10 protein-coding genes are annotated in these 11,952 nt (G+C 69.4%); 5 read left to right on the top strand and 5 right to left on the bottom strand.

Annotated features, from left to right (window positions below; genetic code table 11):
* Positions 1-96 precede the first annotated feature (96 nt).
* The 3 genes from HUA78_RS35350 (at position 97) to HUA78_RS35360 (ending at position 5,571) form a co-directional block, all read left to right on the top strand.
* The gene (locus HUA78_RS35350) at positions 97-1,161 is read left to right on the top strand and encodes a YXWGXW repeat-containing protein (RefSeq protein WP_174478180.1); all 1,065 of its coding nucleotides are present in this window, start codon (positions 97-99) and stop codon (positions 1,159-1,161) included.
* Between the two features lie 137 nt (positions 1,162-1,298).
* Positions 1,299-3,929, top strand: a complete 2,631-nt coding sequence (locus HUA78_RS35355) for a PQQ-dependent sugar dehydrogenase (RefSeq protein ID WP_254624069.1) — start codon at positions 1,299-1,301, stop codon at positions 3,927-3,929.
* 295 nt (positions 3,930-4,224) lie between these two features.
* Positions 4,225-5,571 carry a sorbosone dehydrogenase family protein gene (locus HUA78_RS35360; protein WP_174478181.1) on the top strand — a complete coding sequence of 449 codons (1,347 nt, stop codon included), beginning with the start codon at positions 4,225-4,227 and terminating at the stop codon, positions 5,569-5,571.
* A gap of 31 nt (positions 5,572-5,602) precedes the next feature.
* On the opposite strand, the gene HUA78_RS35365 is transcribed toward HUA78_RS35360, so the two are convergent.
* On the bottom strand, positions 5,603-6,232 hold the full coding sequence (locus HUA78_RS35365) for a TetR/AcrR family transcriptional regulator (protein ID WP_141644442.1): 630 nt from the start codon (positions 6,230-6,232) through the stop codon (positions 5,603-5,605).
* Between the two features lie 117 nt (positions 6,233-6,349).
* Here HUA78_RS35365 and HUA78_RS35370 point away from each other — a divergent pair, with 117 nt between their 5' ends.
* Complete coding sequence (locus HUA78_RS35370) at positions 6,350-7,240, top strand: DUF6463 family protein (RefSeq protein ID WP_174478182.1); 891 nt, start codon at positions 6,350-6,352, stop codon at positions 7,238-7,240.
* 23 nt (positions 7,241-7,263) lie between these two features.
* Here HUA78_RS35370 and HUA78_RS35375 read toward each other — a convergent pair whose 3' ends face one another.
* The 3 genes from HUA78_RS35375 to HUA78_RS35385 form a co-directional block, all read right to left on the bottom strand.
* Positions 7,264-8,625, bottom strand: coding sequence for a S9 family peptidase (locus HUA78_RS35375; RefSeq protein WP_174478183.1), 1,362 nt, complete (start codon positions 8,623-8,625; stop codon positions 7,264-7,266).
* 128 nt (positions 8,626-8,753) lie between these two features.
* Complete coding sequence (locus HUA78_RS35380; RefSeq protein WP_174454641.1) at positions 8,754-9,131, bottom strand: hypothetical protein; 378 nt, start codon at positions 9,129-9,131, stop codon at positions 8,754-8,756.
* A 132-nt stretch (positions 9,132-9,263) separates the two neighbouring features.
* On the bottom strand, positions 9,264-10,388 hold the full coding sequence (locus HUA78_RS35385; RefSeq protein WP_174478184.1) for an isoaspartyl peptidase/L-asparaginase family protein: 1,125 nt from the start codon (positions 10,386-10,388) through the stop codon (positions 9,264-9,266).
* A gap of 196 nt (positions 10,389-10,584) precedes the next feature.
* Here HUA78_RS35385 and HUA78_RS35390 point away from each other — a divergent pair, with 196 nt between their 5' ends.
* The gene (locus tag HUA78_RS35390) at positions 10,585-11,283 is read left to right on the top strand and encodes a type 1 glutamine amidotransferase domain-containing protein (protein ID WP_141644447.1); all 699 of its coding nucleotides are present in this window, start codon (positions 10,585-10,587) and stop codon (positions 11,281-11,283) included.
* Positions 11,284-11,399: 116 nt separating this feature from the next.
* Here HUA78_RS35390 and sufT read toward each other — a convergent pair whose 3' ends face one another.
* Entirely contained in the window at positions 11,400-11,942 is a 543-nt protein-coding gene (gene sufT / locus HUA78_RS35395) for a putative Fe-S cluster assembly protein SufT (protein ID WP_141644448.1), read from the bottom strand.
* Between the last annotated feature and the right edge of the window lie 10 nt (positions 11,943-11,952).

Here is an 11,952-nt window from a genome sequence, read left to right on the forward strand (position 1 = left end):
GGCCTCCCGGGTTGAATACGGGGGGCCCGCTCGCGTCTGAAGGCCCATCGAAGTCCCTCGCGAGGGGGATGGCATTCTCAACACGGAGACGACGTCATGAGTCCTCGAAGCTGGCTCTGGATGGTGGCCCTGCTGTCGGCCCCGGTGGTGCAGGCGCAGACAGCCCCGGTGCCCTCGGACACGGGTTATGCCGATGACGGCCGCGAGTACGCCGACGGCGACTACGACGAGGACTCCGACGAGGAGATGGCGCCCATGGCCCCCCAGCCTCCTCCGTCGCTGCCCACGGAGCGGCCGTCGCGGCGGCCCTACTCCGGCGCCGTGTGGGCCTCCGGTCACTGGTACTGGGACGGCGGCGAGTGGCGCTTCAACCCCGGCACCTGGGTGGCCCCCATGGCGGGCTACCAGTTCGTCAACGGCTACTGGGAAGAGGACCGGGGCTCCTGGTACTGGGTCTCCGGCGGCTGGGCGCGCCAGGGCACGACGGAGGTGGAGATTCCCATCGCCGTCTCCGCGGAGACGCTCTCCACCCAGCAGGCGCCTCCCGCGCCTCGCCAGGAGATGCGCCCGGCGGCGCCCTCCGCGAACCTCGTGTGGGAGCCCGGCTATTGGTACTGGTCCGGAAACGACTGGGACTGGGTGGACGGCACGTGGGCCGCGCCGCCGCGAGCCGACCTGGTCTTCGTCTCGCCCCGCTGGGTGCAGCGCGGACTGGCGTGGCACTTCCTCGGCGGAGGCTGGGCGCCTCGCGGCTCCGTGAATGTCACCATCCCCGTCTTCCGCCACGCGCGCGTCACCGTGGGCTGGGGCCACCCCAATTACTTCGCCCACACGTGGTACCGCGCGCCGGCCGTCCGCTACTACTACCACCGCCCGTGGCGGACCTCCGGCCACTACTACCGGAATGACCGCGTCTGGCGCTCGCCGACGTACCACAGCTACTGGAGGGACCGCGGCGGCCCCCGCCACCACGACCGCGATGACTCCTGGCGCAACCGTGGTAATGACCGCTCGCACCGCGATGACCGCTGGAAGGGTCAGCAGCCGTCGCGACGCCAGGACCGCTGGCGCTCCCCCAGCCAGCGCTCGCGCACCCACGACGCGACGCCCGCCGGCGGTGGCTCCCATGGCCGCGGCCGGGGACGTGGTGACCGCCACTGAACATCGCCCGGCACCCAAGGCGGAGGCGCCCCGGCCTCCGCCGTTCACTGGCAGACAGCAGCCTCGTTCAGACTCGCGAAAATCAAGATTAAACAGCAAATCCAAGGTGCTTCATGACCCTCCCCCTGGAGTGCTCCATGACATCCTGGATTCGTGGTTTCGCGTGGTTGGTACCCCTGTGTTTGCTGGCCGTGGCGTGTGAGCCCGAGCCCTCGCTCGAAGCGGCGGAAGCCCCGAGCGAGGTCGGCACCACGAGCGCCGCCATCACCCTGCCGCCGTCATATGCCGATGCGCTGGTGACGGCTGTCTCCCAGCCCACCGCGTTGGCCTTCACTCCGGATGGGCGGCTGCTCATCACCACCCAGGGAGGCCAGCTGCGCGTCTTCGCGGGCGGCGTCCTGGTGGCGACCCCGGCGCTGAACCTCGCCGCCAGGCTGTGCACCAACTCGGAGCGCGGGCTCCTGGGCATCGCGGTGGACCCGGACTTCAGCAGCACCGGTCATCTGTATCTCTATTACACGTTCAACAAGTTCAACACCTGCACCACGAACATCACCAACGTCGCGGTGAACCGCGTCTCGCGCTTCACGCTGTCGACGGGGAACGTGGTGAACCCGGCCAGCGAGCTGGTGGTGCTGGACAACATCCCCTCCACGGCGGGCAACCACAACGGAGGTGATTTGCACTTCGGCGCGGACGGGTTGCTCTACGTCAGCGTGGGTGACGGTGGCTGCCAGCTCGGAGACCCCAGCCGCTGCGCGGGCCAGAACACCACCGCGCGCCGCCTGGACGTCCTGCTCGGGAAGATGCTGCGCATCCGCAAGGACGGCACCATCCCCACGGACAACCCCTGGTACGCGGCCTCCGGCAGCCGTCGCTGCGGCAACCCCACGGGCGTTCCGACAGGCACCGGGCCGTGCCAGGAGAACTACGCCACGGGCTTGCGCAACCCGTTCCGCTTCGCCTTCCAGCCGGGCACCAACACCTTCTTCATCAACGACGTGGGCCAGGGCGTCTGGGAGGAAATCGACGAGGGCATCAAGGGCGCGGACTACGGCTGGAACACGCGCGAGGGCCACTGCGCCAACAACTCCACCACCAGCTGTGGGGCGCCTCCCGCCGGGATGACCAATCCGCTGTTCGACTACAAGCACGGCACCAACCCCACGGGCTCACCCTTCCAGGGTTGCAACTCCATCACCGGTGGCACCTTCGCGCCTCCCGGGGCCTGGGCCTCCTCGGATGACAACGCGTACTTCTTCAGCGACTACGTCTGCGGCAAGGTGTTCAAGCTGACGCGAGGCTCGGGGGGCGCCGTGACGGTGGACGCGTTCGCCACCGGCCTGGGGGGCAGCTCCGCGGTGACGCTGCGCTTCGGCCCCGCCGGTACGGGCCAGTCGCTCTACTACACGACGTACGCGGGCGGTGGAGAGGTCCGCCGCATCGACTTCACCGGCACGCGCAACCGGGCACCCACGGCCGCGCTGTCCGCGAGCCCCACCGCGGGCGCCACGCCCTTGACGGTCAATTTCAACGGCGGCGCCAGCAGCGACCCGGACGGGGATGCGCTGACGTACGTCTGGAACTTCGGGGACGGCAGCGCCGGAGTGGAGACGACCACCGCCACCACCAGCCACGTCTACACCGCGAGCGGCGCCTTCACGGCCTCCCTCTCGGTGCGCGATGCGCGCGGCGCCACGTCCGCGCAGGCGGCCACGCTCCGCATCGACGCGGGCAACACCGCGCCCGTGCCCGTCATCACCGGTCCCCTGGAGAGCCTGCGCTTCTACGCGGGCCAGCCGCTGGTGCTGACGGGCAGCGCCACCGACGCGGAGGACGGCACGCTGCCGGCAACGCAGCTCACCTGGCGCGCGCTCTTGCACCACAACGAGCACACGCACCCGCTGCTCGCGGCGACGAACGGCAACAACATTCCCCTCACCGCGCCCCAGCCGGAAGACCTGCCCGCGGTGCTGACGAACTTCGTGGAAGTGCAGCTCACCGCCACCGACTCCCAGGGCCGCACCACCACGGTGTCGCGCAACCTGCTGCCCCACATCGTCGACGTGGCGCTGAACTCGGTGCCCTCGGGGCTGACGCTGGAGGTCAATGGCACCTCCTTCACCACGCCCACCGTCATCAAGTCCTGGGAGCGCTACACGCTCAACGTGGCGGCGCCCTCGCAGGCCGACTCCAGCGGGGTGTGGAAGGTCTGGGCCTCCTGGTCCGACGGCGGCGCGCTGGCGCACGGCTACCTGACGCCCGCGTCCAACTCCAGCCTCTCCGCCACCTATCAGAACGGCTTCGCGGCCCGGGTGGACTTCCTGCCCGCAACCTCGGCCGTACCTTCCGGCTACGTCGCGGACACCGGACTGACATTCGGGGACCGGGGCAACGGGCTGTCCTACGGATGGAATACGGACAACTCCACGCAGACCCGCGCGAGGGGCAGCGCGGCCTCACCGGACGCGCGCTACGACACCTTCACGCACCTGCAGAAGACGGAGAACCCGAACGCGGTGTGGGAACTCGCCGTGCCCTCCGGCCAGTACCGCGTGACGATTGCCGCTGGAGACCCGGACCACGTCGACAGCGTCTTCTCGCTCGCGCTGGAAGGACAGCCCGCGCTGTCCGGAACGCCCACCGCCACCACGCACTTCTTCACCACGACGACCACCGTCAACGTCTCCGACGGCAGGCTGACGCTCACCAACGGCAGCGGCGCCGCCAACAACAAGGTCAACTTCGTGGACGTGGAGCAGCAGTAGTCCAGGACACACACCTCGCCCGGGACAGCGCTGTCTCCCGTACGGAGTCAGTCGCGCCCGGGCGAGGCGTGCCCCGCCACCGCTCTCGTGCACAGGACACGACGCCCGCTGGCGGCGGCCCCCTGGACAGGAACGACGCCCCGGCGACCACCACCACTGAGCGCCGGCGGACAGCCCCGGTGGAGGCCTCAGGCATCCCCGTTCACCCACCGACAAGGAGCCTCGTTCCAGCTCGCGAAAAGTCGGCGCCGGCGCCAAGGGCCATGCGCCTCACGCCCCTCTTTCGGAGTCTTCCATGCCCCCCTGGCCCTGTCGTTTCGCGCGGGTACTGCCCCTGTTCCTCCTGTCCGTGGCTTGCGCGCCCGAGCCCTCGTCCGACATGGCCGAAGCCCCGGACGAAGTCAGTGCCACACGCGCCGCCGTCACCCTGCCGCCGTCGTATACCGACACGCTGGTGACGAACATCCCGGAGCCCACCGCGCTCGCCTTCACGCCGGATGGGCGGCTGCTCATCACCACACAAGGGGGACAGCTGCGAGTGTTCACCGGGGGCGTGCTCTTGCCGACGCCGGCACTGAACCTCTCCGCCAGGCTGTGCAGCGATTCGGAGCGAGGCCTCCTGGGCATCGCGGTGGACCCGAACTTCATCAACACGGCCCACATCTTCCTCTATTACACGTTCAACAAGTTCAACACCTGCGGGACGAACATCCCCAACGTGCCGGTGAACCGCGTCTCGCGCTTCACGCTGTCGGACGGAAACACCATCAATCCCGCCAGCGAGGTGGTGCTGCTGGACAACATCCCCTCCACCGCGGGCAACCACAACGGAGGGGACCTGGCCTTCGGCTCGGACGGGCGGCTCTACATCAGCGTGGGTGACGGTGGCTGCCAGCTCGGGGACCCGAGCCGCTGCGGCGGACTGAACAACACGGCGCGCCGGCTGGACGTCCTGCTCGGGAAGATTCTGCGCGTCCGCAAGGACGGCAACATGGCCCCGAACAACCCCTGGTTCGACGCGCCAGGAGCCCGACGCTGCGGCAACCCCGCGGGCGTTCCGCCAGGCACCGGCCCCTGTCAGGAAATCTACGCCACGGGCCTGCGCAACCCGTTCCGCATCGCGTTCCGTCCTGGCACGAGCAGCTTCTTCATCAACGACGTGGGCCAGAGCGTCTGGGAGGAAATCGACGAGGGCATCGAGGGCGCGGACTACGGCTGGAACACACGGGAGGGACACTGTGTCACCGCCTCCGCCACGAACTGCGGAGCGCCTCCCGCCGGGATGACCAATCCGCTGTTCGACTACAAGCACGGCGCCAACCCCGGGGGCTCCCCCTTCCAGGGCTGCAACTCCATCACCGGGGGCGCCTTCGTGCCGCAGGGAGCATGGGCGTCCAATGATGACGACGCGTACTTCTTCAGCGACTTCGTCTGCGGCAAGGTGTTCAAGCTGACCCAAGGCCCTGGCGGCGCAGTGACGGTGAGCGCTTTCGCCACGGGCCTGGGCAGCGGCTCCGCGGTGTCGCTGCGCTTCGGCCCCTCCAGCACCGGGACGTCGCTCTACTACACGACGTACGAAGGCGGCGGAGAGGTCCGCCGCATCAACTACATCGGCACCGTCCATCAACCACCGTCGCCGTAGTCACCGCCAGCGCCCCTCCACCTGCCAGGCCTCACGTGGAGGGCATCAGCGCCCGGGCGAGGTGCTTGACGTAGTCGGAGCGCTCCCTCGCGGAGCGCAGTGTGTCCGGGCTGGCGATGGACAGGTGCAGCAGGCCCACGTAGGTGGAATACGCCTGGAGCGCCCACGCGCGAGCGTCCCGAAGTGGCATGCCCATGGCGCGGTACAAAGACACCAGATAGTCGATGCGCCGTCGGGACACGCGCGCGAGCACCGGCTGGATGAGCGGATTCGCGGCGGCGGCGGCGATGGCCACCTCGATTCTGCCCGCGGGCTCGGGCTCGAACGTCACCACGAGCAACTGACGCAGCCGCGCCTCGGGCGTCGGCAGGGCGTCCAGGCGGGTGATGACATCCTGGGTGGCCAGTTGCTCCCACCGCTCGAGCGCGGCCCGCACCAGCGCCGGGCGTCCCTTGAAGTGCCAGTAGAAGCTGCCCTTCGTCACCCCCAGCTTCCCGGCCAGGCGCTCCACCGACAGCGCATCCACGCCATCGACGAGGCTCCACAGCGCCGCGTCCGCCCAGTCCTCGGCCGTCAGCCCAGGGCCCCGGCGCCGGGCGCGAATCTCCTCGAAGGTCCGAAAGGTGGAAGGACTCGGCGGGCGGGAAGAAGCGCGGCTCATCGCCCCTCGAAGTCTGGCGGACCGCGCCGCTGGCGTCCAGGACCCTCTCCTTGTTACGTCTCCTCCATACGGTACCGTATGGACATGCGGAGCCGTATGTCAGAGGGGAGGCCGCGCATGCGAGTGACGACGGGGACGCTGCTGATGGTCGTCGGAGGGCTGCACCAGGTCGTGGGGCTGGTGCTCTACCGGGGGCCCTTGAGGGAGATGGCGAGCGCGGGAGTCCTCGCCAGCGTGCCGGAGGACATGGGCGCCCGTGCGGCGGCCTTCTGGTTCCTCGTCGCTGGCTGGGGAATGATGCTGCTGGGTGCCCTGGCGCGCTGGGTGGAACGCGAGACGGGCCGCCCACCCCCGGCGAGCTTCGGCTGGGGACTGCTGGGCCTTGGCGTGTTCTTGGTGGTGCCCATGCCGGTGACAGGGGGCTGGGTGTTGCTGCCGCTGGGCCTGCTCGCGCTCCGGCGGGCGCACCGCTTCGTGAAGGCGCTGCCCGGTGTGCCGCCCGAGTTCCTGGAGGGCGCCCACCACGTGGACGTGAAGACGGTGGAGTCGGAGCTCTCCCTGCGCGAGTTCGTCGCCCGGCTGATGTCGTATCAGCCCGCATGGGTGACCGCGCTGTTCACGGTGCGCGGAGTCTTCGTCCGCCTGCTCGGTCTGCAACAGGTCGGCGTGCCTCAGCCCCGGCGTCTGCGCGCGGAGGACGTGCCCATGAGCCGGGGCGCCACGGCCTCCTTCTTCACCGTGCGCCACGCGGAGGAGGAGCGCGCCTGGGTGGTGGGCGCGGAGGACTCGCACCTGGATGCGGTCCTCGCCGTCTGCGTGGAGCCCGGCCCCACCCTCCCGCGCCGCTTCCACGTCGTGACGGTGGTGCGCTACCGGAACTGGGCGGGGCCGGTGTACTTCAACGTCATCCGGCCCTTCCATCACCTGGTCGTCGGCGCCATGGCGCGAGCGGCGGCCGGAACACTCGGCTCCGTGGCCACGTCAGGCGCTCCAACGGCGCATCGGTAGCAGCGGGAGTTCGTGCCGTCCTCTCAGGGAGGCAGTCCGGCGGACAGCGCCTCGCGGATGTTGGCGGCCGTGTACTGCGTTCCCCATAGGGCGTTCACCGCCAGGGCCACCCACTCCGCGCCGAGCACGACCCCACCCGTGGTCAGCTCGAAGAGCGCCACGCGCGGGTCCGCCAGTTCGCGCAGGCGGGGGGCCACCGCGGACATGTCCCGGCCGTAATACTGGAGGACGCGCACCTCCCACAGCCAGGCCACCAGCGTGTCCTGCACGAAGGGGACGAAGAGCACCTGTGACGGGCCCCCCAGATTCGTCAGCAGGTGCCCCAGCGTCACGGTGTTGACCGCGTGGCCGTACTGGCCCACCAGCAGCCCGTGGTCCAGCCCTCGCGTGTTCCAGTCCGGCGCGTCCAGGTGCAGGAGGTACAGCGCCGTCAGGCTGGGGCCGACGAGGGACGCCAGCGTCTGCGTCTGCTCCACCGGCACGAGCGTGTCCCAGTCCTCGTGGATGACGAGGAACGGCGTGGAGAGCTTCGGTGCCAGGTGCTCGCGCGTCCACCGGCTGTAGTCCGCCCCTGACGTGCCTGGAGCGCCTCCCGTGGTGGCGTTGATGCGGCGCAGGTAGGGCTCGAAGAAAGTGGCGTACTGGTTGCGCACCACCGGGTCCGACACCCGAGCGGGGATGACGGACGTGAGGTATTCGTACTGGCGCGCGAAGTCGGACAGCGGGAAGAGCGCCACGCCCACCTTGGGCCGCGCCTCCACCGGAGCATCCGCCGCGGCGTAGAGCGCCTCGAAGCCGCCCCATGAGCCGCCATGGATACCGATGCGCGAGCGGTCCACGCCGGGGGCCTGCGCGAGAAAGCGCATGCCCGCGTGCATGTCGTCCCGGTCGTTCTGGATGTCGCCGCCCGCATAGAAGCGACCGAAGACGTTGAGCACGCCGAAGTCGTGGAACAGATAGAAGAACGACTCCGCGGCGATGAACTCGGGCGGGCTGATGGAGAAGGCGATGGCGGACGAGCCCGCGTGGTGGTGGGGCTCACTGTCGTCTGGATGGATGCCCGGCCCTCGCAGGGCCCACTTCTGGTCCACCACTTCGCCCGTCCACGTGATTCCGTCATAGGGACGGGTGAGCATCATCGTGGGCCATACGCCCGGGTTCCGGGGCGGGAACCACTGGGCATAGGTGGGCGCCTTGCCGGCCTCCTGGAGCCGCAGCAAATGGTACTGCCAGAGCTGACCTCCAGCCTCCGCCTGCCCGGACCCCAGCACCGTCACCGACAAGGCGGGATTCGCGAGCTCGGTGGTGTCGGGAGACACGCTCTCGACGTCCGAGGCGGAGGCGGAGCATCCCAGGAGGGCCAGTGCGAGCAGTATCGTGCGCATGTCCTCCAAGACACCGCGCTCGGACTTTTCTGAAAAGGGTCCGCGGCGATTTCGTCGCGGACCCGACAGCGGACCCAGGCGCCCTGAGAAGACACGCAAGACGCCTCTCGAAGGCCCCTCTCAGCGCGTCAGAAGTAGCAGGTGCTGTCGGCGCCGCAGAAGCCCTGAGCGTTGTTGCACACGCACTGGGAATCCTCGGAGCAGAACTGCTGGTGGCAGAGAGGGCCACCACCACCGCCACCCCCGCTCGGATACGTATACTCGCACGCACTTTCGACACAGGCCGCCGTCCGCGCGTTCGGACACGCCTCCCAGCAATCACTCACGTCGGAACAGAAGGACTGGTGGCAGATGGCGAGCGAGGCACGCTCCGCCTCCTGCTCACCGCCGATGCAGACGGCCTCCTCCGTGGATTCCGCGTGGGCGGGCAGCGCGGAGAAGACTCCCGCGAAGAGGGCGAGAAGGGCCGCGACGCTCCACGGCAGGTGCTTGCGAAGTGACACCATGAGGATGCTCCTTTCGACTCACACACAGGCCGCGCGACATTGCGCGGACCTGGACACAGCATACAGGAGCAACTCGATTGCACTCCAGGCGCGCTTCCCCGTCACGCGCCCACCCAGACCGACAACGGCGGCCTACTTCGACGCGGGAGGAGCCGGGTCCTTGAAGATGGCCACGTGCGGCTGGCCGTCCTGTCCCACATAACCCCGGTACATCCCCGACGAGTTGAAGGGCATGGCCACGTTGCCTTCGCGGTCCATGGCGATGACTCCGCCTTCGCCTCCAGCCTTCACCAGCACGTCATGGACGACGACGTTGGCGGCCTCGGGCAGGGGGAGCTCCTGGTACTCGACGCGCGCGCAGATGTCGCGCGCCACCGTGTAGCGGATGAAGAACTCACCATGGCCCGTGGCGGAGACCGCGCAGCGCGGGTCCGCGTAGGTGCCTGCGCCGATGATGGGGGCGTCGCCCACGCGGCCGTAGCGCTTGTTCGTCATGCCTCCGGTGGACGTGCCCGCCGCGAGGTTGCCAGCCTGGTCCAACGCCACCGCGCCCACGGTGCCGAACTTGTGGTCGCCCGTCACCGGGTCATAGCCGGGACGCAGCGACGACGAGGGCTGTCCCGGAGCGGGCGTGGCGCGCTCCTTCTCCAGCGCGCGCTGGAGGCTCTGCCATCGCTCCTCTGTGAAGAAGTACTTCGCGTCGACCAGCTCCACGCCCTGGGCCTTCGCGAAGGACTCCGCGCCCTCTCCAATCATCATCACGTGCGGCGACTTCTCCATCACCCGGCGCGCCAGCTCGATGGGGTTCTTCACGTGCCGCAGGCCCGCCACCGCGCCCGCCGCGCGCGTCGTTCCGTCCATGATGGCGGCGTCCAACTCGTTGATGCCGTCATGGTTGAAGACCGCGCCCTTGCCCGCGTTGAAGTGGGGGGAGTCCTCCAGGATGCGGATGGCCGCCGTCACCGCATCCAGGCTGCTGCCGCCCTGAGCGAGGACCGAGTGCCCGGCCTGGAGTGCCTGCTGGAGCACGGCGCGAACCTCGGCCTCGCGCTCCGCGGAGAGATTCTCCCGGGAGATGACCCCCGCGCCTCCGTGGATGACCAGACCCCAGCGTGGCTTGCGAGCAGCGGAGCCTTCCTGGGTGAGCCGGGCATCATCGACGCGCGCGGACTCCGCGCCGGTGCAGCCCATGGGGATGAGGAGCAGCGCGGTCCCCGCGACGAGGCTCCGGGGAAGAGAAGGGAGCGAAGCGAACATTCGGCGACCTCCAGCGGCAGCCGGGAGACGAGGCGTGTGTGGCACCAACACCCGACGTCCCGGACAGGGTGTCGGGTCGGTAGCACGGCGACCCGGGAGGCACAACGGCGCCTGCCCGCCTGCCTGCTCCATCCCGTCATGCAGGGACGCACCACCATGCACAGAGTCCGGAGCGTCCAGGGGACAGGAGCGCGCGATGAAGAAGCTGAAGGGCTTGCGGGTGGCGGTGCTGGCGACGAGCGGCTTCGAGCAGGTGGAGCTGACGCGGCCAGTCAAGAAGCTGGAGCGCCAGGGCGCGGAGGTGACCCTCGTGTCGCTCCTGCCCGGCCACATCCGAGGCATGAACCACATGCTCCCCGGCAAGAAGGTCCGCGTGGACGCGACGCTGAAGGACGTGAAGGCGGCGGACTTCGACGCGGTGCTCCTGCCCGGAGGTCTCATCAACCCGGACACGCTGCGACAGAGCGCGCTCGCGAAGGACTTCATCCACGACGCGGATTCGCTCAACCTGCCCATCGCCATCATCTGTCACGCGCCGTGGCTGCTCATCTCGGCGGGGCTCACCGAGGGGCGCACGCTCACCTCGTGGCCCGGCATCCGCGACGATGTGAAGAACTCCGGCGCGCAGTGGCGCGACGAGGCGATGGTGCGCGACGACAACTGGGTCTCCAGCCGGGGGCCGCAAGACCTGCCCCTCTTCGAGCGCGCCATGGTGGAGCTGTTCGAGGAGAAGATGCCGGAGGTGCGCGAGCGCATCCGCCACGCCGGGGAGCACCCCGCGCCCGCGCGCTACCATGCTCCGACGGAGCCGACGCGCCGCTGGCCTCGGCTGCTCGCGGGGAGCCTCGCCACGGCGGCCTTGAGCTTCGGCGTCCGCAGGCTCGCGTCACGCTGACGCGCCTCATGCACAGCGGGGACCTCACGAGGGTACCCCGGGCGCACGCCTGAGCCGCGTGCGAGGGCACACGGCTCGGCGACGACGACTTCACACGCGAACAGCCGCTCCGCGCGTCACATCCAGCCGAGCTGGAGCCGCGCCACGTCCGTCATCCGGCCCTGGTCCCAGGGCGGGTCCCAGACCAGCTCGACGTTGGCTTCCTTCACACCCGGCACCGAGCCCACCTTGGTGCGCACGTCGTCCACCAACACCGGGCCCATGCCACAGCCGGGCGCCGTCAGAGTCATCTGGATGTCCACGCGCTGACCGCCTTCCGGCAGCGGCTCCGCCTTGCACGCGTACACCAGGCCCAGCTCCACGATGTTCACCGGAATCTCCGGGTCATACACCGTGCGCAGTTGCTCCCAGACCTGCTCCTCGTGGAAGGCACTGGCGTCCCCGGCGGCCTTCTCCTGCGGCGCATACTCCGCGCCCAGCGCCGCGCCGTCCTTCTCGTCGATGCGGAAGAGCTGCCCGTAGGGGTCCTGCACCGTGATGTTGCCGCCCAGGGTCTGCATCACCCGCAGCTCCGCGCCCTCCGGCAGCACCACCCTGTCACCACTGGGAATGATGGTCGCGGGAACCTCCCGCTCCAACATCGCCGTCACGCCTCGCATGGTCCGCTTC

This window comes from Myxococcus sp. CA033 (genome assembly GCF_013336625.1).
In the GTDB taxonomy this organism is placed as follows: domain Bacteria; phylum Myxococcota; class Myxococcia; order Myxococcales; family Myxococcaceae; genus Myxococcus; species Myxococcus llanfairpwllgwyngyllgogerychwyrndrobwllllantysiliogogogochensis.

Bases quoted from the DNA above. Each gene is read 5' to 3' on its own strand.
- HUA78_RS35370 (WP_174478182.1), top strand. From the start codon at position 6,350: ATGCGAGTGACGACGGGGACGCTGCTGATGGTCGTCGGAGGGCTGCAC.
- HUA78_RS35360 (WP_174478181.1), top strand. From the start codon at position 4,225: ATGCCCCCCTGGCCCTGTCGTTTCGCGCGGGTACTGCCCCTGTTCCTC.
- HUA78_RS35350 (WP_174478180.1), top strand. From the start codon at position 97: ATGAGTCCTCGAAGCTGGCTCTGGATGGTGGCCCTGCTGTCGGCCCCG.
- HUA78_RS35390 (WP_141644447.1), top strand. From the start codon at position 10,585: ATGAAGAAGCTGAAGGGCTTGCGGGTGGCGGTGCTGGCGACGAGCGGC.
- HUA78_RS35375 (WP_174478183.1), bottom strand. From the start codon at position 8,625: ATGCGCACGATACTGCTCGCACTGGCCCTCCTGGGATGCTCCGCCTCC.
- HUA78_RS35365 (WP_141644442.1), bottom strand. From the start codon at position 6,232: ATGAGCCGCGCTTCTTCCCGCCCGCCGAGTCCTTCCACCTTTCGGACC.
- HUA78_RS35355 (WP_254624069.1), top strand. From the start codon at position 1,299: ATGACATCCTGGATTCGTGGTTTCGCGTGGTTGGTACCCCTGTGTTTG.
- sufT (WP_141644448.1), bottom strand. From the start codon at position 11,942: ATGCGAGGCGTGACGGCGATGTTGGAGCGGGAGGTTCCCGCGACCATC.
- HUA78_RS35385 (WP_174478184.1), bottom strand. From the start codon at position 10,388: ATGTTCGCTTCGCTCCCTTCTCTTCCCCGGAGCCTCGTCGCGGGGACC.
- HUA78_RS35380 (WP_174454641.1), bottom strand. From the start codon at position 9,131: ATGGTGTCACTTCGCAAGCACCTGCCGTGGAGCGTCGCGGCCCTTCTC.